The 24730-nt window shown below is 71.1% G+C and carries 23 protein-coding genes; 7 read left to right on the plus strand and 16 right to left on the minus strand.

Features of this window, described 5'->3' with window-relative positions; translation table 11 throughout:
• Positions 1 to 6: 6 nt before the first annotated feature.
• Positions 7 to 1401 carry a neutral zinc metallopeptidase gene (locus tag YIM_RS19080; RefSeq protein WP_153031646.1) on the plus strand — a complete coding sequence of 465 codons (1395 nt, stop codon included), beginning with the start codon at positions 7 to 9 and terminating at the stop codon, positions 1399 to 1401.
• Here YIM_RS19080 and YIM_RS19085 read toward each other — a convergent pair.
• The 11 genes from YIM_RS19085 to pucL all read right to left on the minus strand — a co-directional run bounded on the left by YIM_RS19085 (position 1392) and on the right by pucL (position 12938).
• Positions 1392 to 2564, minus strand: a complete 1173-nt coding sequence (locus YIM_RS19085) for a glycerate kinase (RefSeq protein ID WP_153031647.1) — start codon at positions 2562 to 2564, stop codon at positions 1392 to 1394. The two genes, YIM_RS19080 and YIM_RS19085, sit on opposite strands and share 10 nt — an antisense overlap.
• Entirely contained in the window at positions 2561 to 4258 is a 1698-nt protein-coding gene (gene gcl / locus YIM_RS19090; protein ID WP_153031648.1) for a glyoxylate carboligase, read from the minus strand. The genes YIM_RS19085 and gcl overlap by 4 nt, the downstream gene beginning before the upstream one ends.
• 1 nt (position 4259) lies before the next feature.
• Positions 4260 to 5144, minus strand: a complete 885-nt coding sequence (locus YIM_RS19095) for a 2-hydroxy-3-oxopropionate reductase (protein WP_153031649.1) — start codon at positions 5142 to 5144, stop codon at positions 4260 to 4262.
• Positions 5137 to 5973 (minus strand): hydroxypyruvate isomerase family protein, encoded by an 837-nt coding sequence (locus tag YIM_RS19100; RefSeq protein WP_153031650.1) that lies wholly within the window; start codon positions 5971 to 5973, stop codon positions 5137 to 5139. Before YIM_RS19100 ends, YIM_RS19095 begins: the two co-directional genes overlap by 8 nt.
• Positions 5970 to 6359: a gamma-glutamylcyclotransferase gene (locus tag YIM_RS19105; RefSeq protein ID WP_153031651.1), complete on the minus strand. Its 390-nt coding sequence runs from the start codon at positions 6357 to 6359 to the stop codon at positions 5970 to 5972. The genes YIM_RS19100 and YIM_RS19105 overlap by 4 nt, the downstream gene beginning before the upstream one ends.
• Positions 6360 to 6379: 20 nt before the next feature.
• A complete protein-coding gene (locus YIM_RS19110; RefSeq protein ID WP_153031652.1) occupies positions 6380 to 7825 on the minus strand; it encodes an NCS2 family permease in 1446 nt (481 codons plus the stop codon).
• A gap of 74 nt (positions 7826 to 7899) precedes the next feature.
• Complete coding sequence (locus YIM_RS19115; protein WP_153031653.1) at positions 7900 to 8382, minus strand: nucleoside deaminase; 483 nt, start codon at positions 8380 to 8382, stop codon at positions 7900 to 7902.
• A gap of 33 nt (positions 8383 to 8415) precedes the next feature.
• Positions 8416 to 10728 carry a xanthine dehydrogenase subunit D gene (pucD, locus tag YIM_RS19120; protein ID WP_153031654.1) on the minus strand — a complete coding sequence of 771 codons (2313 nt, stop codon included), beginning with the start codon at positions 10726 to 10728 and terminating at the stop codon, positions 8416 to 8418.
• The gene (locus tag YIM_RS19125) at positions 10725 to 11201 is read right to left on the minus strand and encodes a (2Fe-2S)-binding protein (RefSeq protein WP_153031655.1); all 477 of its coding nucleotides are present in this window, start codon (positions 11199 to 11201) and stop codon (positions 10725 to 10727) included. The genes pucD and YIM_RS19125 overlap by 4 nt, the downstream gene beginning before the upstream one ends.
• Positions 11192 to 12073 carry a xanthine dehydrogenase family protein subunit M gene (locus YIM_RS19130; RefSeq protein ID WP_153031656.1) on the minus strand — a complete coding sequence of 294 codons (882 nt, stop codon included), beginning with the start codon at positions 12071 to 12073 and terminating at the stop codon, positions 11192 to 11194. The genes YIM_RS19125 and YIM_RS19130 overlap by 10 nt, the downstream gene beginning before the upstream one ends.
• Positions 12074 to 12086: 13 nt before the next feature.
• Positions 12087 to 12938 carry a factor-independent urate hydroxylase gene (pucL, locus tag YIM_RS19135; protein WP_153031657.1) on the minus strand — a complete coding sequence of 284 codons (852 nt, stop codon included), beginning with the start codon at positions 12936 to 12938 and terminating at the stop codon, positions 12087 to 12089.
• Positions 12939 to 13113: 175 nt separating this feature from the next.
• On the opposite strand from pucL, the gene YIM_RS19140 reads away from it, so the two are divergent.
• Positions 13114 to 14664: a PucR family transcriptional regulator gene (locus YIM_RS19140; RefSeq protein ID WP_194240212.1), complete on the plus strand. Its 1551-nt coding sequence runs from the start codon at positions 13114 to 13116 to the stop codon at positions 14662 to 14664.
• Here the strand turns inward: YIM_RS19140 and YIM_RS19145 are convergent.
• Positions 14630 to 15388, minus strand: a complete 759-nt coding sequence (locus YIM_RS19145; protein WP_153031659.1) for a TetR/AcrR family transcriptional regulator C-terminal domain-containing protein — start codon at positions 15386 to 15388, stop codon at positions 14630 to 14632. The two genes, YIM_RS19140 and YIM_RS19145, sit on opposite strands and share 35 nt — an antisense overlap.
• A 32-nt stretch (positions 15389 to 15420) precedes the next feature.
• Here YIM_RS19145 and YIM_RS19150 point away from each other — a divergent pair, with 32 nt between their 5' ends.
• The gene (locus YIM_RS19150; RefSeq protein ID WP_153031660.1) at positions 15421 to 16017 is read left to right on the plus strand and encodes a GNAT family N-acetyltransferase; all 597 of its coding nucleotides are present in this window, start codon (positions 15421 to 15423) and stop codon (positions 16015 to 16017) included.
• On the opposite strand, the gene YIM_RS19155 is transcribed toward YIM_RS19150, so the two are convergent.
• Positions 16007 to 16642 (minus strand): TetR/AcrR family transcriptional regulator, encoded by a 636-nt coding sequence (locus YIM_RS19155; RefSeq protein ID WP_153031661.1) that lies wholly within the window; start codon positions 16640 to 16642, stop codon positions 16007 to 16009. The two genes, YIM_RS19150 and YIM_RS19155, sit on opposite strands and share 11 nt — an antisense overlap.
• 109 nt (positions 16643 to 16751) lie before the next feature.
• Here YIM_RS19155 and YIM_RS19160 point away from each other — a divergent pair, with 109 nt between their 5' ends.
• Complete coding sequence (locus YIM_RS19160) at positions 16752 to 17513, plus strand: SDR family NAD(P)-dependent oxidoreductase (RefSeq protein ID WP_153031662.1); 762 nt, start codon at positions 16752 to 16754, stop codon at positions 17511 to 17513.
• Positions 17514 to 17541: 28 nt separating this feature from the next.
• On the opposite strand, the gene YIM_RS19165 is transcribed toward YIM_RS19160, so the two are convergent.
• On the minus strand, positions 17542 to 20106 hold the full coding sequence (locus YIM_RS19165) for an AAA family ATPase (RefSeq protein WP_228004821.1): 2565 nt from the start codon (positions 20104 to 20106) through the stop codon (positions 17542 to 17544).
• 73 nt (positions 20107 to 20179) lie between these two features.
• Here YIM_RS19165 and YIM_RS19170 point away from each other — a divergent pair, with 73 nt between their 5' ends.
• On the plus strand, positions 20180 to 21064 hold the full coding sequence (locus YIM_RS19170; RefSeq protein ID WP_153031663.1) for an MBL fold metallo-hydrolase: 885 nt from the start codon (positions 20180 to 20182) through the stop codon (positions 21062 to 21064).
• Positions 21055 to 22197, plus strand: coding sequence for a carboxylesterase/lipase family protein (locus tag YIM_RS19175; protein ID WP_153031664.1), 1143 nt, complete (start codon positions 21055 to 21057; stop codon positions 22195 to 22197). Before YIM_RS19170 ends, YIM_RS19175 begins: the two co-directional genes overlap by 10 nt.
• Here the strand turns inward: YIM_RS19175 and YIM_RS19180 are convergent.
• On the minus strand, positions 22166 to 22516 hold the full coding sequence (locus tag YIM_RS19180) for a hypothetical protein (protein ID WP_153031665.1): 351 nt from the start codon (positions 22514 to 22516) through the stop codon (positions 22166 to 22168). The genes YIM_RS19175 and YIM_RS19180 overlap by 32 nt on opposite strands.
• A gap of 96 nt (positions 22517 to 22612) precedes the next feature.
• On the opposite strand from YIM_RS19180, the gene YIM_RS19185 reads away from it, so the two are divergent.
• Positions 22613 to 22882 (plus strand): glutaredoxin domain-containing protein, encoded by a 270-nt coding sequence (locus YIM_RS19185; protein WP_153031666.1) that lies wholly within the window; start codon positions 22613 to 22615, stop codon positions 22880 to 22882.
• A 14-nt stretch (positions 22883 to 22896) separates the two neighbouring features.
• Here YIM_RS19185 and YIM_RS19190 read toward each other — a convergent pair whose 3' ends face one another.
• Positions 22897 to 24630 carry a pyruvate dehydrogenase gene (locus YIM_RS19190; protein ID WP_153031667.1) on the minus strand — a complete coding sequence of 578 codons (1734 nt, stop codon included), beginning with the start codon at positions 24628 to 24630 and terminating at the stop codon, positions 22897 to 22899.
• Positions 24631 to 24730 lie beyond the last annotated feature (100 nt).

A 24730-nucleotide genomic window follows, 5' to 3' on the forward strand; every position in this document is an offset into this window, starting at 1 on the left:
GAACCCATGCCGCGCGGCGGAATCGCCTTCGCCCTGCTCGTTTTCCTGCTCGCCGGGTGTGCCGTGCCGATCGACGGCAGGGCGCTCTGGCAGGACCCGGCCGCGGTGGCCGGGCTCGGCGTCACCGACGGCCCGAGCGGGCCGAAACCCGGTGCGCCACCGGCGGGACTGACCGCCGAGGGCAGCGACGGCGGGGAGATCGACGCGCTGGCCGTCGCCGCGGTCGCCGACGTGGAGCGGTACTGGGCGGCGCAGCTGCCGGAAACTTTCGGCCAGGAGTACGTCCCGGTCTTCCGGCTCGTCTCCTACGACTCCGGCGAACCCGGCGGGGCCGTCTGCGGCACCCAAACCGAGGGACTGGTGAACGCCTTCTACTGCGGTGCCGTACCGGACGTGGTCGCCTGGGACCGCGGGGAACTGCTGCCCGATCTCAAGGACCAGTTCGGCCCGGCCGCGGTGATGACCGTGCTGGCACACGAACTCGGCCACGCGGTGCAGTTCCGGCTCGGCGTCGGCGAGCAGACACCGACGATCGTCAAGGAGCAGCAGGCCGACTGCTACACCGGCGCGTACTTCCGGTGGGTGGCCGAGGGCAACTCGCCCGCGTTCCGGATCACCACCGGCGAAGGGCTCAACCAGGCGCTGTCCACGCTGTTCCTGATCCGCGACTCCGCCGAGGTCACCTTCGAGAACGAAGGCGCGCACGGCAACGCCTTCGACCGGGTTTCCGCCTTCCAGTTCGGCTTCACCGATGGGCCGCGGCGATGTGCGCGGATCGATACCGGCGAGGTCGAAGCACGCAGCACACAACGCGGTTCGGCAGCGGGCGGGGCCGACGAGCCGAACGTGCGCCTGGACAACCGGCAGGCGCAGGCGGATCTGACCGCGAGCCTGCGCGAGGCCTTCGCCGGGACGCGGTCGGCACCGGCGCTGACCACCGGGCCGACGCTGTGCGAGGCGACCGGCAGCCCGGCCGTGTTCTGCTCGGCGTCCAACCAGATCGGGCTGAACCTGCCGGAGCTGGTGCGGATCGGCACACCACCGCAGCGCGGCCGCCCCGGCGGGCTCGGTGACTTCGCCGCCTTCGCCGAGGTGGCCTCCCGGTACACGCTGTCCGTGCAGCAGGAGGCCGGGCACTCGCTCGAAGGCCCGGCGGCGGCGCAGCGGACCGCGTGCCTGACCGGGTTCTGGGCGGCCACGCTGACCGCCGGGACGGACACCGCGCTGCGCCTGTCACCCGGTGACCTCGACGAGGCCGTGGCCGAAATGCTCGCGCCGGACAGTCTCATCGCCGCCGACGCCAGGGGAGAAGCGCTGTCCGCCGGGTTCGCGCGGGTGGCCGCCTTCCGCGACGGCTTCGCCGCCCCCGAACCCGCCGTGTGCTCGTCGAACTATCCCTGAAGGTGGTCGCGGGCCAGTTGCGCGGCCTGCCTCCGTAGCAGCCGTGCCGCGTCCGCCATGGACCGTGTCGGGTCCGGTTCGAGGCCGGAGAGCGCATACGCGGCACGGAATCCCGCCGCCGCCAGCTCCGGCGGGGAGAGCAGGCAGCGTCCGGCCACCGCGATCACCGGCACGTCCCCGGCCGCCCGCGCCACGCCGGACGGGGCCTTGCCGTGCAGGGTCTGCGCGTCGAGCGAGCCCTCGCCGGTGATCACCAGCCGGGCGCCGCGGAGTGCGGCCGGGAAGTCCAGCAGGTCCAGCACCACCTCGATGCCCGGCCGGGTTTTCGCGCCCAGCAGGGAAAGCGCCGCGAAACCGACACCGCCCGCGGCTCCGGCGCCCGGCGCGTCCACGTGCTCGGTGCCGACCAACGACGCCCACCGGTGCAACGCGCGGTCCAGCAATTCGACCTGTTCCGGGGTCGCGCCCTTCTGCGGCCCGTAGACCGCGGCCGCACCCCGCGTGCCGAGCAGCGGGTTGTCCACGTCGGTGGCCAGTTCGAAGTCCACTTCGGACAGCCGGGGATCCAGGCCGGACAGGTCCAGCCGGTCGAGGTCCAGCAGGGCGGCCCCGCCGGGCGGCAGATCCCCGCCCTTGGCGTCGAGCAGGCGCGCGCCCAGTGCGGTCAACATGCCGGCGCCGCCGTCGGTGCACGCGCTGCCGCCGACGCCGAGCACCACCCGGCGGCGGCCCGCCCGCAGCGCCGCCGCGATCAGCTCACCGGTCCCGGCGCTGGTCGCGGTCAGCGGCAGTGTTTTCGACGGCCCGCCAGGCAGCCGGTGCAGGCCGGACGCTTCCGCCAGTTCCACCACCGCGGTGTCGCCGCGAACCGCGAGCGAGGCGGCGACCGGCTGCCCGGCGGGGCCGGTCACCACCGTGCGCAGACGGCGGAAACCGGCCGACACCACCGCTTCGACGGTGCCGTCCCCGCCGTCGGCGACCGGCAGCGACCGCACCGGGATCTCCGGCCGCACCTCGGCGATCCCGGCGGCCACCGCGGCGGCGACCTCGGCCGCGGACAACGATCCCTTGAACTTGTCCGGCGCGACCAGCACCGTTGAGGGTGGTGGTGGGGGGCGACGGGTGGGCTTGTCGGGCGCGATGAGCACGAGCGCTTCGCTCATGGCAGCGGCTCGAACTCCTCGACCGCGTCGATCGCCGGACCGTGCGGGGTGTTCGCCTCCCGTTCGATCATGATCTCCACCAGCACCGGCCGCGACGTGGCCACCGCCTCCTTGCGCGCCCATTCGATGGTGCCGCGGATGTCGCCCGGGTCGACCACGCGGCGCCCGGCGCAGCCGTAGGCCTCCATCACCTTGACGTTGTCCGTGCCGTACTCGTCGTAGTGGATGTCCACCTGGTAGTTCATCCGGTACGGGATGGACGCCTGCCGGATCAGCCCGAGGTACTCGTTGTTGATCATGATCAGCACGAACGGCACGTGGTACTGCGCGGCCACCGCGAGTTCCTCGACCAGGTACTGGAATCCGTAGTCGCCGACGATGCCGACCACCTCGGCTCCGGGCACCGCCTTCTTCACCCCGATCGCCGCCGGGATCTCCCAGCCGAGCGGCCCGGCCTGGCCGCAGATCTGGTAGCGGCGCGGCTTGTACGCCTTCTGGTGCTGTCCGCCCCAGATCTGGTAGAGCCCGATCGCGGTGACGAAGTAGGTGTTCTCGTCGAAGATCTCGTTGATCTCCTTGTACACCCTCGGCGCCTTGATCGGCGTGGTCTCGAAGTCCTCACGACGGACCAAAGTGGACTTCAGCTCGGCGATGCGCGAGACCCAGCCGCCCGCCGGGCGCGCCGCGTCGCGTGCCTTCGCCGTGCGCAGCAAGGCCTGCAGGAACAGCTTGGCGTCGGAAACCACGCCGAGTTCCGGCGGGAACACCTTGCCCAGCTGCGTCGGCTCGATGTCGACGTGGATGAACTTGCGCTCACCGCGGTAGACGTCGAGCGCGCCGGTGTGGCGGTCACCGAAGCGCGCACCCACCGCCAGCACGGTGTCGGACTCCAAAAAGGACGCGTTGCCGTAACGCTGCGAGGTCTGCACCCCGGTGATCCCGGCGAACAGCGGGTGGTCCTCGTCGATCGCGCCCTTGCCCATCAGCGTGACCTGCACCGGGAGGTTCAGGTACTCGGCCAGTTCGCGCAGTTCGGCCGCGGCGTCGGCGATGATCACGCCACCACCGGCGAGCAGCAGCGGCCTTTCCGCCGCCAGCAACAGCTCCAGCGCACGCTCCACGCGAGGCTGGTGCGGGTGCACGGCTTCCACCGGCAGCGGTGCGTCGATCGAGGCGTCGTACTCGATCTCCTGCTGCGCGATGTCCACCGGGACGTCGATGAGCACCGGACCGGGACGGCCCGAGCGGGCCACGCGGAAGGCCTCCCGGAAGATCCACGGCGCGGTGGCCGCTTCCTTGATCTGCACCGACCACTTCGTCACCGGCTTGGCGATCTCCACGATGTCGACCGCCTGGAAGGCTTCCTGGTGCAGTTTCGACGAGGCCGCCTGCCCGGTGATGCAGATGATCGGGATCGAATCGGCCATCGCGGTGTACAACCCGGTGATCATGTTCGTGCCCGCCGGGCCGGAGGTGCCGATCGCCACGCCGACGCGGCCGTTGGTGCGGGCCCAGCCGTCAGCCATGTGCGTGGCGCCCTCCTCGTGGCGCACGGTCAGGTGCTCGATGCCGCCACGCACCTCCATCGCCTTGTACAGCGGCAGGATCGCCGCGCCGGGGCAGCCGAAGGCGATGTCCACGCCCTCGGACTTCAGCACCTCGACCACCGCTTCCATCGCGGGCATGCGTGCCATGTCAGTTACCCCCTCGGCCGGACAGCCGCTCGACGACGGCGAGCAGCGCGGAATGGTCGGAATCGCCGAGCCCTTGCGCGCGGGCGGCCTGCACCAGTGCGGCGACCTGGCCGCCGAACGGCAGCGACACCTCGGCCTGCCGCGCGGCGTCGAGCACGATGCCCATGTCCTTGTGGTGCAGGTCGATCCGGAAGCCGGGCCGGAAGTCCCGCGCCAGCATGGACTCCCGTTTGAGTTCGAGGATCCGGCTCGCGGCCAGCCCACCGGCCAGCACGTCGAGCCCGGCTTGAGCGTCCACACCGGACGCTTCCAGCAGCACGATCGCCTCGGCCACCAAGGCATAGGTACCGCCGACCACCAGCTGGTTGGCCGCCTTGACCACCTGGCCAGCGCCGTTCGGCCCGACCAGCGCGGCCACCTTGCCGACCGCGTCGAACACCGGCTTGGCGGCGTCGAAGTCGGCCCGCGTGCCACCGGCCATGATGGACAGCACCGCGTCGACCGCGCCCGCCTCACCACCGGAGACCGGCGCGTCGAGCACGCGGACCTCCTTGCGGGCCCCGGCTTCGGCCACCTTCTGCGAGGTTTCCGGCTTGATCGTGCTGAAGTCGATGAACAGGGTGCCGGGCTTGATCGTCTCGAACACCCCGCCCTCGCCGAGCACCACGGCTTCGACGTGCGGGTCGGCGGGCAGCATGGTGATCACCACGTCCGCGCCCTCGACCGCGTCGGCCACCGAACCGGCCGCCTTGCCGCCGTCCTCGGCGAGCCGGGCGACGGCTTTCGCTTCGAGGTCGTAGCCGGTCACGGTGAACCCGGCGCGCACCAGGTTGCGGGCCATCGGCGCGCCCATGATGCCGAGGCCGATGAATGCGAGGTCAGTCATGGAGTTCCTTCGTCGTCTGGGAAAGCCAGCCGAAGCTGTCGGCGCTGGAACCGGACGGCTGGTACTCCAGGCCCACGTAGCCGGAGTAGCCGTTCGCGGCGAGCTTGCCGAGGTAGCCGTCGATGTCGATCGCCCCGGTGCCGGGCTCGTTGCGGCCAGGGGCGTCGGCGATCTGCACGTGGCCGATCCGGCCCGTGTGCGCGGCGATGACCGTGTCGAGGTCGTCGCCGTTGACGGTCAGGTGGTAGAGATCGGCCAGCAGCCGCAGGTTCCAGCCGTGGTCCTCACGCTGGACCCGGTCGAGCACGCCGAGCGCGTCGGCGGCGGTGCGCAGCGGGTAGGCCGCGACCCCGCTCACCGGCTCGAGGAGCACCACCGCGCCGATGCCACCCGCCGCGCGGGCGGCGATCGCCAGGTTCTCGGCGGCGAGTTCGTCCTGTTCGGTGCCGTCTGTGCCGTCGATCCGATTGCCGTAGAGCGCGTTGAACGCCCGGCAGCCGAGTTCCTCGGCGATGCCGATCGCGATCGGCAGGCTCTCGCGGAACTCCCTGGACCGGTGCGGCAGCGAGACGAGCCCGCGGTCACCGGCGGGCAGGTCACCCGCGGCGAAGTTCAAGCCGATCAACTGGACTCCGGCGTCGCGCACCGCGCGGACGAACCGGGTCACCTCGGCGTCGCCGGGGGTCGGGGATTCGAACGGCCACCAGAACTCCACCGCGTCGAAGCCCGCCGCCTTGGCCGCGGCCGGGCGTTCGAGCAGGGGGAGTTCGGTGAACAGGATGGAGAGGTTCACGTCGAGCCGGAGTGCGTCCGGCACGGAGACGGTCATGCTGCCCTTTCCCGGGTCCGGCGGTAGGCCCGCCAGTCCCCGATCTCGGTGATGTCGCGGAGCTGGACGTGAGAGGTGTACGGGCGGCGCAGCAGCATCGCGAACGCCGAGCTGCCGTCGGCCAGTTCGACGACGCCGAGTTCCAGCTCGTGGGGTTCGGACGGCAGCACGTGGTCGCGCAGCGCGTCGAGGCCGATGTCGTAGACCTCGCCCGCGACCGCCGCGCCGCCGTGGGAAACCGGGAACAGCGCAGGGCACTGGTCGCCGACCGAGTAGAAGCGGTACTTCGGGGCCGTGGTGGTCGTGGTGACCAGCGGGGCCCCGCCGAGCAGGTGGTGCAGTGGTTCGCCGCGCATCGCGCCGCCGTTGAGGAACATCAGAGCCACAGCCGTCCTCCTGGGAATCGCTAGAAGAGTGCTTTCACGCCGTTGATGCCGAAGTAGACGGCGAAGACCAGCGCCAGCAGGGTGAGCAGCCAGCCGGCTTCGCGCCATTTGCCCTTTCCGGTCTTGACCAGCACGAAGGCGATCAGTCCGGCGCCGACGCCGTTGGTGATCGAGTAGGTGAACGGGATCAGCGCCGCGGTGAGGAACACCGGGATCGTGTAGTCCGGCTCGTTCCACGGGATGTTGCGGACCTGGGCCATCATCATGCCGCCGATGACCACCAGCGCCGGGGCCGCCGCCTGCGCCGGGACCACCCCGGCCAGCGGGGTGAACAGCAGGGTGAGCGCGAACAGCGCCCCGGTGACCACGCTCGCCAGCCCGGTCCGCGCGCCTTCGCCGACGCCCGCGGCCGACTCCATGAACACCGTGTTCGGGGAGGAGCCGGTGACCCCGCCCGCGACCGCGCCCGCGCCGTCGACCAGCAGGATCCGGCCCATGCCGGGCACCTTGCCGTCCTTGGACAATCCGGCTTCCTGCGAAACGCTGGTGATCGTGCCCATCGCGTCGAAGAAGCCGGACAGCACCAGGGTGAACAGGAAGATCGTCGCGGTCAGCGCCCCGGCCGAGACGAACCCGCCGAACAGGTCCACCTCACCGAGCAGCCCGAAGTCGGGAGCGGCGACGAAGTCCGTTGGCAGGGTCGGTTCGGTGCGGCCCCATTCGCCGAGGCCGAACCCGTCGTGCAGGACGACCGCGGCGACGGTGGCCACGCCGATGCTGATCAGCACCGCGCCGGGTACCTTGCGCGCCACCAGCACGGTCATCAGCAGCAGGCCGAAGCAGAACACCGCGATCGGCCAGCCGTCGAGGTGGCCGTCCACGCCGAGCTGCACCGGTACCGCGGTGCCCGCCGCGTCCGGGACACGGGTGACGAACCCGGCGCTGACCAGGCCGACGAGCGCGATGTAGAGCCCGATGCCGACGGTGATCGCGGTTTTCAGGGGCATCGGGATGGCGTTGAGGATCCGCTCGCGGATCCCGCTCGCGGCCATCAGCACGATGCAGAGGCCCTCCAGCACCACCAGGCCGAACGCCTGCGCCCAGGTCATCGACGGCGCCATCTGGAAGGCCACGATGCCGTTGATGCCGAGCCCGGCGGCCAGTGCCAGCGGAGCGTTGCCGACCACGCCCATCAGCACGGTCATCACCGCCGCCGAGAGCGCGGTCGCGGTGGTCAGCTGGGCGGTGCTCAGCTTGGTGCCGGTGATGTCCGCCGACGCGCCGAGGATGAGCGGGTTGAGCAGCACGATGTAGGCCATCGCGACGAAGGTGGTGATACCGCCGCGCACCTCGCGGCCGACGGTGCTCTGGCGCACCGAAATCCGGAAGAACCGGTCGAGCGGTGACCTGCGGGGTGGTTCGGGTTCGCCTTCGTGAACCCGGTCGTCGGGACGTGCCAGCGTCATTGGAGGCGTCCTCTCCCTTGCCGGTGGGTTTCGGGGACGTGCTTGTTCGTGGTGCTCCGGTCAGCGTTTTGTGCTCAGTAGTCGATGCGGTCGGGCTGGTCGAGCCAGGTCGCGAACGGGGTGAAACCGTCCTCTACGGACACCTGGGCCACGGGTACGGACCAGGTGTCACGAGGGGTGGAGAAAAGGTCGTAGAAGGCGAGGTCGTCGAAACCGGCCTTCGCCGCGTCGTGCCGGTCGGCCGCGTAGACCACGCGGTCGACCCGTGCCCACAGTGAGGAGGCCAGGCACATCGGGCACGGTTCGCAGGAGGACACCAGCACGCAGCCGTCCAGCTTGAAGGTGCCCAGCGCCTGGCAGGCCGCGCGGATCGCGACCACTTCCGCGTGCGCGGTCGGGTCGAGTTCCGGGGTGACCCGGTTGACGCCGGTCGCGACGATCTCGCCGTCGCGGACGATGAGCGCGCCGAACGGGCCGCCGCCTTCCTTGACGTTCTTCGCGGCCAGGCGCACGCATTCGGTGAGCCAGGCGGATTCGGCTGTTTCCGTGGTGGTCATGGTTCTCCTGCTTCGAGTCTTGGTGGCAACCACTCAGGTTCCGGTGATGTGCTCGGGCCGGATCGGCACGCGGGGCAGTTCCAGCCCGGTGGCCGCGCGAATGGCGTTCGCGATGGCCGGGGTGGCCGAGATGGTCGGCGGCTCACCGACCCCGCGGACGCCGTAGGGCGCGTGCGGGTCGGCGCGTTCCAGTACGTCGATGCGCATCGGCGGCATGTCCAGCACGGTCGGGATGAGGTAGTCGGTGAACGACGGGTTGCGCACCTTGCCGTCGCGGACCAGGATCTCCTCCATCACCGCCAGGCCGAGGCCCTGCGCCGAACCGCCCTGGATCTGCGCGACGACGGCGTCGGGATTCATCGCCTTGCCGACGTCCTGCGCGCAGTCGAGCTGCACGACCTTGACCAGGCCCAGTTCGGTGTCCACGTCGACCACCGCGCGGTGGGCGGAGAAGCCGTACTGGACGTGCGCGTCGCCCTGCCCGGTTTCCGGGTCGAGCGGATGGGTCGGGCGGTGGTGGTACTCCCGCGTTTCCTCGATGGCCTCGTCACCGAGGATATCCGCCAGCCCGGCCAGTACCTCACCGTCGGAAGCCACGAGTTTCCCGCCGGATAAGGACATTCCTTCGGTTGATCGTCCAAGTTGCCGTGCCGCGCGGGTGAAAACCCGGTCGGCGACCGCGCGGCACGCGTTGCGCACCGCGCCGCCGGTGATGTAGGTCTGGCGCGACGCCGAACTGGAGCCGGCGTCGCCGGCGCTGGTGTCCGCCGGGTGCACCGTCACGCGCGGCACACCGAGTTCCGTGCGCGCGATCTGCTGCTGCAGCGTGACCAGTCCCTGCCCGACCTCGGCCGCCGCGGTGTGCACCATGGCGACCGGCTCACCACCGATGACCTCGAGCCGCACCCTGGCGGTCGAATAGTCGTCGAGCCCTTCGGCGTAGGAGATGTTCTTGATCGTCACGCCGTAACCGACCCCGCGGACCACGCCTTCGCCGTGCGTGGTGTTCGACGCGCCGCCCGGCAACTCGCGAATGTCCACTGGGGACGTCCGGTTCTCCGGCGGCAGCGGCATGTCCTTGACCCGCTGCACGAGTTCGGCGACCGGTGCGGGAAAGTCGATCACCTGACCGGTGACGTTCGCCGAGCCCTCGCTCATCGCGTTGCGGATGCGCAGGTCGGCCGGATCCATGCCGAGCGCCGCGGCCAGTTTGTCCATTTGGGACTCGTAGGCGTAGGTCGGCTGCACCGCGCCGAGTCCGCGCATCGCCCCGCACGTCGGGTTGTTGCTGTAGACGCCCCAGCCCTCGATCTTCGCGTTGGGCACGTTGTACGGCCCGACGCTCAGCGTGGTCCCGTTGCCGACCACCACCGGTGTCTTCGAAGCGTAGGCACCACCGTCGAAGTACATCCGGGCGCGGACGTAGACCAGGTCGCCGTCCTTGGTCGCGCCGTGCTCGTAGTACATCTTCGCCGGGTGCCGGTGCACGTGGCCGAAGAACGACTCCTCGCGGTTGTAGACCATCTTCACCGGCCTGCCGGTGCGCAGCGCGAGCAGGCACGAGTGGATCTGCATGGACAGGTCCTCGCGACCGCCGAACGCGCCACCCACCCCGGACAGGGTCAGCCGCACCTTCTCCGGCGGCAGTCCCAGTGCCTTCGCGGTCTGCCGCTGGTCCACGTGCAGCCACTGCGTGGCCAGGTACAGGTCGACGCCGCCGTCCTCGGCGGGGATCGCCAGCCCGGACTCCGGTCCGAGAAAGGCCTGGTCCTGCATGCCGATCTCGTACACGCCGGACACCACCACGTCGGCTTCGGCAGCCGGGTCCCCGCGCACGATCCGCTGGTAGCGCACCAGGTTCCCGTCCGGGTGCAGCTTCGGCAGCGTGGTGTCGTGCGCGGCCCGCTCGGGATCGGTGATCGGCTCCAGCACCGCGTAGTGGACCACGATCTCCTTGAGCGCCTGGCGGGCGATCTCCGGGTGGTCGGCGGCCAGGATCGCCACCGGTTCGCCCTGGTAGCGCACCCGGTCGGCGGCCAGCGCCGGCGTGTCCTGGTACTTGAGGCCGTAGGCGTTCTCGCCGGGCACGTCCTCGTGGGTGAGCACCGCGTGCACCCCGGGCACGGCCAGCGCCGCGGCGGTGTCGATCCCGGTGATCAGGGCGTGCGGGTGCGGGCTGCGCAGGGTCGCGCCCCACAGCATGTCCTCGTGCCACAGGTCCGAGGAGTAGGCGAACTCGCCGCGCACCTTGAGCACGCCGTCCGGGCGCAACGGGCTTTCGCCGATGCCGCCGGTGATCGTGTCGTCGAGTTCCTGCGGAGTACGAGCGGGGTTCACAGTGTTCATCGCGCTGCCTCCGCTTTCCGCGCGGCGGCCAGCCGGACGGCGTCCAGGATCTTCTCGTAACCCGTGCAGCGGCACAGGTTCCCGGCCAGGGCCTCGCGGATCTCCGCGTCGCTGGGCTCGTTGTTGCGCTCGATCAGGTCGTGCGCCGCGACGAGCAGCCCCGGGGTGCAGAACCCGCACTGCACCGCGCCACGTTCCACAAAGGACTCCTGAATCGGGTCGAGGTCGTCACCATCGGCGAGCCCTTCGACCGTGCGGACTTCGCGGCCCTCGGCCTGCCCGGCCGCGACCAGGCAGGCACACGCCGGAACCCCGTCGAGGTAGACCGTGCACGAACCGCATTCGCCCTGTTCGCAGGCGTTCTTCGAGCCGGGCAGGCCCAGGCGCTCGCGCAGCAGGTAGAGCAGGCTCTCGCCTTCCCAGACGTGGTCGGCCCGCCGGTGTTCCCCGTTGACCGTGACGTTCACGCGCATGCCCGGCTCCCTTCGCGGTATTCGTCCCATGCCCAGCCCAGCGTCCGCCGCGCCATCACGGCCAGTGCGTGCTTGCGGTAGGCGGCGCTGCCGCGCACGTCGTCGATCGGCGACGCGGCGGCGGCGACCAGCTCGCCGAAGCGGCGCTTCACCGAATCCTCCAGTGCGCGCGGCGAATTCCACTGGTTCCGGTCCGCCAGCTCGGCGGCGAGGAACTCCTCGGCCTCGACCGCCCGGCGCGGGGTCGGTGCCGCCGAACCGAGCCCGGTGCCGACCCGGCCGCTCTCCGGGTGCAGTGCCAGGCCGAAGGCACACACCGCGATCACCATCGCGTTGCGGCTGCCGATCTTGCTGAACTGCTGCGGGCCGGTCGCCGGGCGCAGGTGCACCGCGGTGATCAGCTCGTCGGCGGCGAGCACGTTGCGCTTCACCCCGACGTAGAACTCCTTCACCGGCACCAGCCGCGCGCCGTGCACCGAGGCGATCTCCACCTCGGCGTCCGCGGCGAGCAGCGCCGGGTGCGCGTCACCGGCGGGGGAGGCCGCGCCCAGGTTGCCGCCCACGCTGCCGCGGTTGCGGATCTGCGGTGAGCCGACCGTGCGCGAGGCCATCGCCAGGCCGGGCAGCTCGGCGCCCAGTTCGGCGATGATCCGGGTGTACGGCACGCTCGCGCCGATCCGGACGCGGCCGTCTGCCGCGGAGTGCTCGTGCAGGTCGGCCACCCGGCCGAGGTCCAGCAGCGCGGCCGGGCGCCGGTGGTCGAAGTTCAGCTCGACCATCACGTCGGTGCCGCCGGCCAGTGGCACGGCCTCGGGGAACGCCGCCTTCGCCTCCAGCGCTTCGGCGAGCGTCGACGGTCGCAGGAAGTCCATTGTGTCCGTCCCTTCAGGAATCTTGTCGCCGGACGGTGCCCTCGATCAGGCCGTACGGGCGGTCCGCGGCGAAGAACACCTCACCGGGGTTGTCCAGGCCGAAGGCGGACAGATCGCTGAGGAAGTGGTGCTTGTTCGGCAGGGACAGGCTGATCTCGGCGATCTCCGGCACGTTCTCCAGCACGCGCGTGCCCATCGCGTAGAGGGTCTGCTGGAGCGAATGGCTGTAGGTCCCGCCGAACGCGTCGAGCAGGCTGGCCCGGGCGGTTTCGTACGCCTTGCCCCAATCGATGCCTTCGGCTTCGCTGAACCGCCAGGTCGCCGACACCGCGGTGGCCAGGATGCGGTCCTTGACCTCGGGCAGCGTGGTGTACTCGTCGCGCGGGAAGCCCCAGAACTCCGAGTCCGTCGAGTTGAGCACGGTGAGATCGGTCAGCCCGCCGGTGACCTCGGCGCGTTCGCCGTCGTAGGTGATCAGCGCGGTGCGCGTGCCTTCACCGGAGCGCGCGAACGAGTGGTGCGCCGGCCGTCCATCGACCTCCAGCCGGGCCCACGGATAGCTTTCGATGCGCACCTTCGCCGAATGGATCGACGGCTGCGTGCCGACGAACCGCCTGGCCAGCCGCAGGCCGTAGTCCTCGATCTCGCCGATGCCCTCCCTGGCGAAGGCGAACACGGTGTTCTTCTGCGTGTCGGTGGCCAGCACCTTGTCGTTGGCGCCGGTCAGGTGCGTGTCGGTCATGTCGCCGGACAGCGAGACGCTCACGTTCAGATCGGTGATCCGGTGCCGCTCGCCATCGCGGTCGATCCGGACCACGCGGTTCTCCGCCTTGCCGTACTGGTTCTCGCCGAGCACGATCGCCATCACCCTGGTTCCTTCCTGCCGCGTTGTGAAGCAGTACACAGCCGGGCCCGGCGGAGCGACCACGGCTGATCCACCGAAACCCGCCGTTCACCCCGGCACCGTTTTTGTGGTTACCTCCAAAGGCCCTCCACGTGCCGGTATGCGGTACTGGGAGGCCGAGGAAAGGGAGGTGCGGGTGCGACTCGGAGCCCTGCTGGACACGCCGGAGCTGGGACTGACCCTGCTCTGGGGCGCGGACGCGCGCGAGCGCGAGTTCGGACGCGTGTTCACCTCGACCCTGAGCGACCCCACCCGGTACCTGATCGGGGGCGAACTGGTGCTCTGCGGCATGCGGTGGCTGCCCGGTCCGGCCGACGCCGACGCCTTCGTCACCACGCTGGTCCGGGCCGGGGTGGTCGCGCTCGGTGCCGGTACGGCCGAAGTGGACGGTCCGGTGCCCGACTACCTGATCGAGTCCTGCCGCGGCGCCGGCCTGCCGTTGTTCGAGGTGCCGGTGTCGGTTTCGTTCGCCACCGTCAGCGAGCGCGTCATCCTGGGCCTGGCCGCCGAGCGGGCCGGGACGGGCGGGCTGGCCGGTCACCGCCGCCTGCTCGCCGCGGTGACCGCGGGCGGTGGCCTGCCCGCGCTGGTCGAGGCGGGTGCGGCCGAGCTGGGCGCGGACTGCTGGGTGCTCAGCGCGACCGGCCGGGTGATCGCCGGGACCGGCAACGCGCTCGACGCGGTGAAGCGTGCGCAGTTCGCCCGCCGGTACCTGATGGGGGAGCGGTTGCCCCGTGTGGCCGACGGCTTCACCCTGCTGGCCTCGGCGAACAAGGCGGGGCACCGGATGGGCAGCTGGTTCGTGGTGGTCGCCGGTGACCACGGCAGCTGGGAACCCGCCCAGCGTGAGGTCGCCGCCGAGTTCGCCGAGCTGGCCGGGCTCGAACGGTCTCGATTGGACGATGCGAAGCGCATCGAGAACCGGGCGGCCGAACCGTTGCTGCGCAAGGTGCTTTCCGAGGGCGTCACGCAGCCGGAGCTGAACTCGCGGCTGGTCGCGGCCGGTTTCTCCGGCGGGGAGCAGGTGCTGGTGCTCTCGGCCGGGGTGCGGGGCGGCGGGCCCGGTCTGGCGCCGGTGATCCTGGACGAGGTGCTCGCCCCGTTCGACGGCCCGGCGCTGGTCGGCACGGTCGAGAACGAGACGTTCGGCCTGCTCGCGGTGGCCGGAGCCGCAGACGGACTGGCGGAGCGGATCCGCGAGGCCGTGCTGCTGGTGGAGCCCGCGCTCGGGTCGGCGAGGCTGGCCGTCGGCATGAGCCGCGCACCCGACGCGCAGGCGCTGCGGCCCACCATCACCGAGGCGCGCCACGCCCGCAAACTCGCCGAACTGGGTCCTGGCCGCGCTTCGGTGGTCGCCGGTGACGAGGTCGCGTCACACCTGCTGCTGCTCGCGGCCGTGCCGGAGGACCTGCGCCGCTCGTTCGGTGCGAAGGTGCTCGGCCCGCTGCTGTCCTACGACGAAGCGCACGGCTCCGATCTGGTGCACACGCTGAAGATCTTCCTGGAGAACTCCGGATCGTGGACGCAGACCGCGGCCGAGCTGCACCTGCACGTGAACACGCTGCGGTACCGGGTCAGCCGGATCGCCGAGCTGACCGGCCGCGACCTCGGCCGGTTCTCCGATCGGGTCGACCTTTACCTCGCGGGCTGCTTCACCCGGGAGTGGGGGCTGCAGGCGGGCGAGTGAGCCCGTCGAGCACCCGGTCGAGGCCGTCGCGGAACCAGGTGTCGAGGTCGGCGGCCTCGGGCGGTCCGCCGAGTTCGCCGGTCCACGGCGGCAGGCGCCGGGCTTCGGCTGCCCACCACGCGCGGTAGGTCCGGCCGACGCGGGTTTCCTTGTGCTCTGCGAGCAGGAGCAGCGCCATTCCCTGTACGTACGCGCTCAGCGCCAGGTATCGGCTGAGCGCGGTCGGCGGGTCGAAACCGAGGTCCGCGAAGGCGTCGATCATCGCGCGCGCGGTGTCCAGCACGGCGGGGACCAGGGGCGGGCGGGTGCTCGCGAGCACGCTGACCAGCCAGGGGTGGGCGCGGTAGGCCGCCCATTCGGCCTCGGCGAGTTCTTTGAGCGTGCCTCGGACCGGGGGAGTGAGGAGTCGCTGGACCATCGTGGCGACGAGCTTGTCCCGGCTGCCGAACACTTTCCGCGCGTCAGCCAGCGAAGCGCCCGCGACCGCGCGCAGGGTGACCGCGCTGATGCCCTCGGCGTCGGCCAAAGCGATGGCTTTGTCGACCAGTTCGCCGGTTTTCGGCGTGGCCCGGCGTGGAGTGGCGGCGAGTCGTCCGTGGTCGCGGCGCCGACGGTAGGCGCGGGACTGGCAGGACCGGGAGCAGTAGCGCCGCGGCCGTCCGGTGCGGGCGGGCGCCCCGGCGTCCTTGCCGCACTCGAGGCAGGCGTTTCGACTCGGCTCCATGTGCGACGAAACTACTTCACCAGGGGCGGGTGGTGCGAGAGCGTGGCGGCATGACATTTACCGTCCGTCCCGCCGAGCCCTCGGAATTCGACTCGGTGCTCGGCCCTTGTGTGACCGCGTTCGCCGACGAAGCCGTCTCGGCCTGGGTCGTCCCGGACCCGTCGTCGCGGCGGGCGCGCACGCGGGAGCTTTTCGAGACCTCGCTGCGGGCCGCTGTCGACGCCGGACAACTGATCGCGGCTTTTGATGCGGATGATTCACTGGTCGCCGCTTCGCTCTGGCTTCGCGGGGAAGGCGCGCTCCCCGTGCCCGACGGGAATGATCGCCTGGCCACCGTCATCGCCGCCACCGCGGCGCGCCACCCCCGCGAGCCGCACGTCTACCTCTCGTCGATGGCCGCGTTGCCGGAATGCCGCGGCCTGGGCGCGGGGAGTGCGCTGCTGCGGTACGGCATTCAGCACGCCGGCGAGCTGCCGATCTATCTGGAGGCGTCGACCCCGCGGAACCGGAAACTGTACCTACGCCACGGTTTCGAAGACCACGGCCCGCCGATTCCCTTACCGGACAACGGTCCGGTGCTCCAGCCGATGTGGCGGCCCCATCGCTCGAAGTCGGTTTTCAGGCTTTGACCGCCGGCACGCCGTACCGCGCTTCCATGGTCAGCACGGCTTCGTCCACGACGTGTGCCATCGACGCTTCGCCGGGGGACCAGTCCGGGATCAGCATCCTTGGCCAGATGACGTAGTTGGAGATCATCCCGAGGAACTGGGTCGCGGCCAGTTCCGCATCGTCCAGCCGGGCCGTTCCCGCCGCCTTCTCGGCGTCCAGATAGCGGCGCACGGTGTCGAAGTAGGGCATTTTCCCGCGGTTGAACTGGGTCTCGCCCAATTCGGGGAAGCGCGGCAGTTCGGCGATGACGATGCGGAACAGGGAGGCCATTCCCGGGCGGGTGAGCAGGGCGACGTAGCGGTGGCCGATCGTGGTCAGGCCGGTTCGCAGGTCGCCGGCCGGCGGGTGCGGGGCCGCCTCGTCCTCCACCTTCCAGGCGTCGGTCACGATCGCGTCGAACAACGCCGCCTTGGTCGGGAACTGCTTGAACAGGGTGGCCCTCGACACCCCGGCCGCTTCGGCGATCTTGGCCAGCGAGGTGCCGTCGTACCCCGTGTCGAGGAACAGCCGGGTGCCGGCGTCGAGAATGGCCGCCCGTTTCCGCTCGGCGACCCGCTGGTGGTAGGTCGAAGGCTGGGTGGTCATGGGCCACAGCCTACGCGAGGTGAGTCGCTTGACTCACCACCTCGGCCGGTCTACCGTGTGCCGAGGTGAGTCACTCGACTCACCTCTAGGATTCGGAGAGAGCTGACTCATGGCGGAACAGAGGATCGCGCTGGTCACGGGTGCGAGCCGGGGGATCGGGCGCAGTGCCGCTCTCGCGCTCGGGCGCCGCGGCGCCAAAGTGGTGGCGACCTACCGGGAAGGTGCCCAGGGAGCCGCGGACACCGTGCGGATGATCCAGGACGCGGGCGGCGACGGGTTCGCGATGCGACTCGACATCGCCGACGTCGAATCGTTCGGCGCGTTCACGGCGGAACTGATCGACGAGGTTCGCGCGCGGTGGACCGCCGCGTCGGTGGACGTTCTTGTCAACAACGCCGGTATCGGGCTGTTCGGCCTGCTGGAGGGCGTGACCGTGGAGAGCTTCGACGCGCTCGTGCGCACCAACTTCCGCGGCACGTTCTTCCTGATCCAGGCCCTTGCACCGCACCTGGCGGAAGGGGGGCGCGTCATCAACGTGTCGACGTCGCTGACCCGTCATGTCAGCCCCGGGACATCGGTCTACTCGGCGTCGAAGGCGGCCGCCGAGGTCCTGGCTCGCAGCTTGGCCGTCGAGCTGGGCCCGCGTGGTATCCGCGTCAACGCGATCGCCCCCGGGCCGAGCGCCACCGACTTCAACGGCGGCGCGATGCGGGACGACCAGGAGCTGCGAGGAACCCTTGCGGCGCAGACCGCGCTCGGCCGGGTCGGCGAGCCTGCCGAGATCGGCGACGCGATCGCCGCACTCGCCTCCGAAGACATGCGCTGGGTCACCGCCGAGCGCATCGAGGTTTCCGGCGGGGCTCTCCTGTGACCGCGCAACGGCGATGAACCGCCGCCCCTCAGCCGACTTTGTGTTCGGGGGAGGGGGTCACCAGGTCGCGGAGTTGGGAACGCGCTGTCACGCCGAGCTTCGGGAAGCTGCGGTACAGGTGTGATCCCACGGTCCGAGGCGAGAGGAACAACCGTTCGCCGATTTCGCGGTTGCTCAGGCCTCTCGCGGCCAGGCGGATGATCTGTTGTTGCTGGGGCGTAAGCGAACTGAGCGCATCCGGCGTTGTGGAGGCTTCGACGCCCGCGGCGCGTAGTTCGCCTTCGGTCCGGCTGATCCACGGACGGGCACCCAGGCGCCGGAAGGTTTCCATCGCCGCGAGCAGTTTCGGGCGAGCATCGGTGATGCGGCGGCGGCGGCGCAGCCATTCCGCGTAGTCCAGCAGGATCTGCGCGCGTTCGAACGGCCACTGCGCACCTGCCGGGTCGGACAGGGCGGTTTCGAAGTGGGTCTCGGCCGCTTCCGGGTCCAGCAGGGCGCGGGCGCGGTGGATCAACGCGGTCATCCGCGGCGAGAGTTCCCCGTCCAGGTGCTTCACGCAGCGGTCGACGATCTCGGCGGCCTCGGTTTCGTGCCCGGTGCGGACCGCGGCCGCCGCGAGTTCCGCGAGACCGGCGTAGGAACACGAGTAGTGCACCGGATCCCCGGCCGGGGTGAACAGCAGCCGGAACTGCTCGTAGGCGGTGAGGTGCTCACCGTCGGCCACGGCCGCCATGCCCAGCGCCCACCGGGTGCGCACGGCCACCGCCCTGCTGCGGTCCGGGTCCACAAAGGACAAACCGGTGCCCGCCACCGCGCGGGCCCGGTCCGTGTCACCGGAGAGCGCGAGCGCGGCGGCTTCGAGCGAACGCACCGCCGCGTCGAGGTGGGGCAGCCCGGCACCGGCGGCGGTGGCGCTCGCCGCCGCGAGCCGCGCCTGCGCCCACTGCCCGTTGTCCAGGTACGCCCAGCCCGCCGAGCAGCCCAGCCCGGTCGGCAGCGAACCGCTCATCCGCCACCGGTGCAGCGCGTCGTCGAAGATCCGCACGGCCTGGCCGACCTCGTCGAGCAGCCACGCCATCGCCCCCAGCGAGACCAGCCGCGCCGGATCACCACCGGCCTTCGAGACCAGTGCCGGGAGCGCGGCCGCCAGTTCGGCCCGCCGCACCGCCGGCTCCAGCAGCGCCAGCGTCCACGGATCGGTCCCGGCCCGCGCGCGCACGGCGAGCCGGTGTTCCTCGTCGCCGGAGTAGAACCCGGCCACCGCCGCCGAAGCGGTCGCGCTCGGGGCCAGCTCCGGGTCGTCCGCCGCGCGCAGCAGCAGGGAGATCGCGGTGTCGTGCTCGGCGCTGAGCGTCAGCACCTGGCCGACCCGCAGCGACGCCCGCGCCACCAGCGCCGGGTCGTCGGTGCTCGCGCTCGCCTTCGCCGCCAGCTGCTCGACCCACCGCGGCTGCCCGGTATTGACCGCCACGCCCGCCGCGGTCACCAGGCGGCGCGCGCGGTCGTGCCGGTCCGGGCTCAGCTCGGCGGCGCGCTCCAGTGCGGTCGCCGCGGCCGCGTGACCACCGCGTTCGCGGGCCCTGGCCGCGGAAGCCTCCAGCGCGGCGGCGATCTCCTCGTCCGGCGCGGCGGCCGCGGCGGCGAGGTGCCAGGCACGGCGGTCGGGTTCCGCGGCGAGCATCCCGGCCAGCCGCCGGTGGGCGCGACGGCGCGCGGCCAGCGGTGCGTCGTGGTAGATCGCCGAGCGCACCAGCGGGTGCCGGAAGCGCACCCCGCCCGCGATGCGCAGCAGCCCGGCGCGTTCGGCGGGGGCGAGGTCCTCGGCCAGCTCGGCCGCGGCGAGGTGGTCGGCGGCGACGAGCAGCAGCGCCTCCCGCGTGGCTTCGGACAGCCCGGCCAGATCGGCGGCGAACACCCGTTCCAGCCGTTCGGTCAACGGCAGCACGTCCTCGTCGGAGCAGTCCGCCCTGGCCAGCTCGACCAGCGCCAGCGGATTCCCGGCGGCCTGCTCGAGAATGCGCAGCCGCCGCTTGCCGGACGGCGGATCGAGTTGCTGGTCCAGCAGTTCGCCCGCCTCCCTGGCACTGAGCGGGCCGAGCGTCAGCGACGGGAATCCGCCGTATCCGGCCGCGTCCCGGGTACCGCCGAGCACGGCCAGCGGCTCGTCGTCGATGCGCCGCGCGGCGAAGGCGAGCGCGTCGAGCGAGCCGGGGTCGAGCCACTGCAGGTCGTCGGCGACGACCAGCACCGGCTCGCGCCGCGCGAGTTCGGACAGCAGCGTGAGCAGCGCGACCCCGACCAGCAGCCGGTCCGGACAGCCGGGCTCGGTCAGGCCGATCGCGCCGAGCAGGGCCGCGCGCTGCCGCTCCGGCAACTCGTCCAATTCGGACCGCACCGGGCGCAGCAGCTGGTGGAGCCCGGCGAAGGGCAGGTTCGACTCGCTCGCCGAACCGGTCATCCGGAGCACCCTGCCCTCGTGCGCCGCCGCGGCCAGTTCCAACAGCGTGCTCTTGCCCGCGCCCGCTTCACCGGCCACGATCAGCACGCCGCCGGTCAACCCCAGCACGGCCGCGCGTTCGTGCTCCCTCACCATGACTCGACTGTATCCCCGACTGCAGTCACCTGACCGATACCGCCGACGGGGTCCCGCCGCCCAGGCTGGAGGCATGGAAACCATCACCATCGGCGAAGTCGAGCTCACCCGCGTGGTCGAGCTGCCGACCAAGGGCCTGCCCCGCGAGTTCATGTTTCCCGACGTGCCGGTCGAGAAGTGGCGCGAGCACGAGAACTGGCTGGCGCCCGAGTTCTTCGACCCGGCGGCCGACGAGGTCCGCACGATGATCCAGACCTGGCTGCTCCGCAGCGAGGGCCGCACCATCCTGATCGACACCGGGATCGGCAACGGCCGCGAACGCCCGTACATGCCGTTCTTCGCCCACCTCGACACCAACTTCCTGGGTGACCTGTCCACCGTCGTGCGCCCGGAAGAGGTGGACGTGGTGATCTGCACGCACCTGCACGGCGACCACGTCGGCTGGAACACCCACCTCGTCGACCGCGAGTGGCGGCCGACCTTTCCCAACGCCGAGTACGTGATCGCCCGGCCCGAGTTCGACTACTGGAACCCGGAGAACAACCACCAGACCCGCTCCGGTCGCGGGATGCAGAACGTGTTCGAGGACAGCGTCGCGCCGGTCCACCGCGCCGGGCAGACCGTGCTGTGGGAAGGCGACCACTACGACATCGACGCCAACCTCCGCATCGAGCTGACACCGGGGCACACGCCCGGTTCGGCCGTGGTGCACCTGCGTGACCAGGCGGTGTTCGCGGGCGACCTGCTGCACAACCCGCTGCAGATCGCCGAGCCGGACTGCGGGCCGTGCTTCGACGAGGACGAGCCGGGGGCGGCCGTCAGCAGGCGCCGGGTGCTGGACTGGGCGGCGGACCACAACGCGCTGCTGCTGCCCGCGCACTTCCCCGGTGCGGGCGCGGCCGAGGTCCGGCGCGACGGCGGCAAGTTCGCGGTGAAGGAGTGGGCGGCATGGCGGTGAAGGTCTTCCGGAACATCTCGTACGCGGCACCGCCGGTGGGCGCCGCCCGGTTCGCCGCGCCGGAGCCGGTCGACGGCGTGCCGCGCGAGCACGGCCCGTCCGCGCCCGCCCCGCGCCGCCGGTTCCCAGTGGACCTGAGTCCGGTGATCGGGCCGGGCTGGGTGCCTGGCGAGGACTACCTGACGGTCAACGTGACCACCCCGTCGACGGCAGGCAGCGCGCCGGTGATGGTCTTCGTGCACGGCGGCGGATTCATCTCCGGCACCGGTCAGGCGCCTCTCTACGACGGCACTTCGTTCGCCCGCGACGGCGTGGTGCTGGTGACACTGAACTACCGGCTCGGCGCGCCGGGCTGGCTGGACCTGCCCGGCGCACCGCGCAACCGCGGCCTGCTCGACGTGGTCGCCGCGCTGCGGTGGGTGCGGGCGCACATCGGCGAGTACGGCGGGGATCCGGACCAGGTGACCGTGTTCGGCCAGTCGGCGGGAGCGATGATCGTCAGCGCGCTGCTGGTCACGCCCGAGGCCGGTGGCCTGTTCCGGCGCGCGATCAGCCAGAGCGGCGGGCTCAGCACGATGACCGGCGCGCAGGCGGCCGGGACGACGCGTGAACTCGCGGAACGACTGGGCATCGACGCGACGGTGGAGGCCTTCGCCGAGATCCCCGACGAACGGCTGGTCACCGAACTCGGCCAGGTGAGCGGTGGTTCGCGGCTCACGCCGGTCGGCGTGGTGCTGGACGAGGTCCCGCCGCCGCATCCGGTCGACCTGCTGGTGGGCACCAACTCCGAGGAGTCGCGCCTGTACCAGCTTCCCGAGCACAGCGCGGGGATCGACCGGATGTTCCGCGACGGCCGCGAACGCCTGATCTCGCTCTACGACAAGGCGTTCACCTACGAGTTCGACTGGCGGGGCGGCCCGTTCGGTGCCTGCCACACCGCGGAGCTGCCGTTCGTGTTCGACCGGGTGGACCTGCCCGAACTACGCACGCCGGGCGGGCTGCTCGGACCGGACGTGCCGGACGGGCTGGCCGCCGAGATGCACGGCGCGTGGGTCCGCTTCGCTCGCACGGGCGACCCCGGCTGGACGGGGGAACGCCGGTTCACTGCTGGTAGTAGTAGCTCTGGGCGCTGAACCCGATGTCCGGGTTCCAGCCCCAGCCGCTCATCTGGTGGCTCTGGCCGGTGCAGTCGGTGCCCGCGTACAGGGTCACCGGCTTGGCGGCGGAGATCTCGTAGGAGCGCGACGGTGGCAGGTGCCAGCAGCCGGAGTAGTAGATAGTGGTCTGGTACCAGGGGCCGTTGAAGCCGGGTTGGGGCCAGAAGCAGCCGTTGTAGATGTTGCTGCAGAGCGCTTCGGGCCCTTCGGGTGCGGGTTCGGCCTGGGCCGGGGTGGCGAAGCCGAAGAGGGCGAGCAACGGGAAGATCAACGCGGTTCTTCGCAGTTTCCTCATTCGGGAAAGCCTAGCCAGCTCCGGCCGTGATCGGGACTCGAGCGAATCCCGCGACCGCGTTGAGTACGGTGGACGGTGAACCGAGGAGGAGCACGCATGGACCCCATCTCCACCGTCGACCTGTACTGGCGGCCCGGCTGCCCGTTCTGCATGGACCTGATGCCCCGGCTGCGCCGCAGCAACCTCCCGGTGCGCGAGTTCAACATCTGGGAGGACCCGGAGGCGGCGGCGCGGGTGCGGGCGGCCGCGGACGGCAACGAGATCGTGCCCACCGTTTTTGTCGGCGGGCACGCCATGATCAACCCGAGCTTCGAGCAGATCGAAGCCGCCGTCCGCGAGCACGCCCCGCAACTGCTCGCCTCCTAGCGGGGCCAGGGAGGTCACGGACGTGGCGCGTTGCGCAGGTTGCTGCGCGCCATGTCGATCATCTTGCCGACGCCGCCGTTGAGCACGGTCTTGCTGGCGGCCAGCGCGAAACCGCGCACCATCTCGCCGGTGATCTTCGGCGGGATCGACAGCGCGTTCGGGTCAGTGACCAGCTCGACCAGCGACGGGCCGGGGTGGTCGAACGACTTCCGCAGCGCGTCGCCGATCCGCGCCGGGTCCTCCACCCGGACCGAGTGGATGCCGCACGCCTCGGCGATCGCGGCGAAGCTCACCGGGACCTGGTCGGTGCCGTAGTCGGGCAGGCCGTCCACCAGCATCTCCAGCTTGACCATGCCGAGCGTGGAGTTGTTGAACAGCACCACCTTCACGCCGATGTCGTAGGCGGAGAGGGTGAGCAGGTCGCCCATCAGCATGGCCAGCCCGCCGTCGCCGGAGATCGAGACCACCTGCCGCTCCGGCTGCGCCAGCTTCGCGCCGATGGCGTGCGGCAGCGCGTTGGCCATGCTGCCGTGGCGGAACGAGCCGATCACCCGTCGCCTGCCGTTGGGCGTGAGGTAACGCGCCGCCCAGACGTTGCCCATGCCGGTGTCCACGGTGAACACCGCGTCCTCGTCGGCGAGTTCGTCGACCAGGTCGGCGGCGTATTCGGGGTGGATCGGGCGGTGCTGCTCGGAGCGGGTGGTGTAGGCGTCGACCACCTTCTCCAGCCGCCGCACGTGCTCGCGCAGCATCCGGTCGAGGAAGGTGCGGTCGGTGTGCCCGCGCAACAGCGGCAGCACCGCCTTGATGGTCTCCTTGACGTCGCCGTGCAGCGCCAGCTCGAGCGGCGTGCGGCGGCCGAGGTGCGCCGGGTCGATGTCGATCTGGATGGTGCGGGCCTGCGGCAGGAAGTTGTCGTAGGGGAAGTCGGTGCCCAGCAGCACCACCACGTCGGCCTCGTGCATCGCGTCGTAGCAGGCGCCGTAGCCGAGCAGCCCGCTCATGCCCACGTCGTACGGGTTGTCGTACTGGATCCACTCCTTGCCGCCGAGCGAGTGGCCGACCGGGGCGGCCAGCCGCTCGGCCAGCGCCATCACCTCGTCGTGCGCGCCCGCCGCACCCGCCCCGGCGAACAGCATCACCTTCTGGCCGGAGTCCAGCAGCCGGGCCAGCTCGGTGACCTGGTCGGCGGGCGGAATGGTGGGGGAGGGCTTGACCAGCTGCACCCGCTCCACCCCGGGCACCGGCGCCCTGCGCTCGGAGACGTCACCGGGAATGGTCAGCACCGACACCCCGCTCTTGCCGACCGCGGTCTGCATGGCGATGCGCAGCAGCCGCGGCATCTGCTCCGGCTGGGAGACCAGCTCGCTGAAGTGGCTGCACTCGACGAACAGCCGGTCGGGATGGGTTTCCTGGAAGAAGCCGGTGCCGACCTGCGCGGACGGGATGTGCGAGGCGATCGCCAGCACCGGCGCGCCGCTGCGGTGGGCGTCGAACAGGCCGTTGATCAGGTGCAGGTTGCCCGGCCCGCAGCTGCCGGCGCAGACCGCGAGCTTGCCGGTGACCTGCGCTTCGGCGGCGGCCGCGAAGGCGGCGGTCTCCTCGTGCCGGACGTGGACCCACTCGATGCCGTCGGTCCGGCGGACGGCGTCCACGATCGGGTTGAGGCTGTCGCCGACGATGCCGTAGATCCGCTCGACCCCGGCTTCGCGCAGCGTGCGCACCAGTTGCTCGGCCACTGTTGCCATTCCTCGGTCCTCCGTGCTTCGTCGATCGGTACCTCCAGGTTCACCCTGTCGGCGGCATGTGTCCAATGCCTGATTCTCACCGGTTCGATGCACTGGAACT

This window comes from Amycolatopsis sp. YIM 10, assembly GCF_009429145.1.
Classification (GTDB): Bacteria; Actinomycetota; Actinomycetes; order Mycobacteriales; family Pseudonocardiaceae; genus Amycolatopsis.

Coding starts and splice junctions, on each gene's coding strand:
- YIM_RS19080 (WP_153031646.1), top strand. CDS start 7: ATGCCGCGCGGCGGAATCGCCTTCGCCCTGCTCGTTTTCCTGCTCGCC.
- YIM_RS19085 (WP_153031647.1), bottom strand. CDS start 2,564: ATGAGCGAAGCGCTCGTGCTCATCGCGCCCGACAAGCCCACCCGTCGC.
- gcl (WP_153031648.1), bottom strand. CDS start 4,258: ATGGCACGCATGCCCGCGATGGAAGCGGTGGTCGAGGTGCTGAAGTCC.
- YIM_RS19095 (WP_153031649.1), bottom strand. CDS start 5,144: ATGACTGACCTCGCATTCATCGGCCTCGGCATCATGGGCGCGCCGATG.
- YIM_RS19100 (WP_153031650.1), bottom strand. CDS start 5,973: ATGACCGTCTCCGTGCCGGACGCACTCCGGCTCGACGTGAACCTCTCC.
- YIM_RS19110 (WP_153031652.1), bottom strand. CDS start 7,825: ATGACGCTGGCACGTCCCGACGACCGGGTTCACGAAGGCGAACCCGAA.
- YIM_RS19115 (WP_153031653.1), bottom strand. CDS start 8,382: ATGACCACCACGGAAACAGCCGAATCCGCCTGGCTCACCGAATGCGTG.
- pucD (WP_153031654.1), bottom strand. CDS start 10,728: ATGAACACTGTGAACCCCGCTCGTACTCCGCAGGAACTCGACGACACG.
- YIM_RS19125 (WP_153031655.1), bottom strand. CDS start 11,201: ATGCGCGTGAACGTCACGGTCAACGGGGAACACCGGCGGGCCGACCAC.
- YIM_RS19130 (WP_153031656.1), bottom strand. CDS start 12,073: ATGGACTTCCTGCGACCGTCGACGCTCGCCGAAGCGCTGGAGGCGAAG.
- pucL (WP_153031657.1), bottom strand. CDS start 12,938: ATGGCGATCGTGCTCGGCGAGAACCAGTACGGCAAGGCGGAGAACCGC.
- YIM_RS19145 (WP_153031659.1), bottom strand. CDS start 15,388: ATGGAGCCGAGTCGAAACGCCTGCCTCGAGTGCGGCAAGGACGCCGGG.
- YIM_RS19155 (WP_153031661.1), bottom strand. CDS start 16,642: ATGACCACCCAGCCTTCGACCTACCACCAGCGGGTCGCCGAGCGGAAA.
- YIM_RS19160 (WP_153031662.1), top strand. CDS start 16,752: ATGGCGGAACAGAGGATCGCGCTGGTCACGGGTGCGAGCCGGGGGATC.
- YIM_RS19165 (WP_228004821.1), bottom strand. CDS start 20,106: ATGGTGAGGGAGCACGAACGCGCGGCCGTGCTGGGGTTGACCGGCGGC.
- YIM_RS19170 (WP_153031663.1), top strand. CDS start 20,180: ATGGAAACCATCACCATCGGCGAAGTCGAGCTCACCCGCGTGGTCGAG.
- YIM_RS19175 (WP_153031664.1), top strand. CDS start 21,055: ATGGCGGTGAAGGTCTTCCGGAACATCTCGTACGCGGCACCGCCGGTG.
- YIM_RS19180 (WP_153031665.1), bottom strand. CDS start 22,516: ATGAGGAAACTGCGAAGAACCGCGTTGATCTTCCCGTTGCTCGCCCTC.
- YIM_RS19185 (WP_153031666.1), top strand. CDS start 22,613: ATGGACCCCATCTCCACCGTCGACCTGTACTGGCGGCCCGGCTGCCCG.
- YIM_RS19190 (WP_153031667.1), bottom strand. CDS start 24,630: ATGGCAACAGTGGCCGAGCAACTGGTGCGCACGCTGCGCGAAGCCGGG.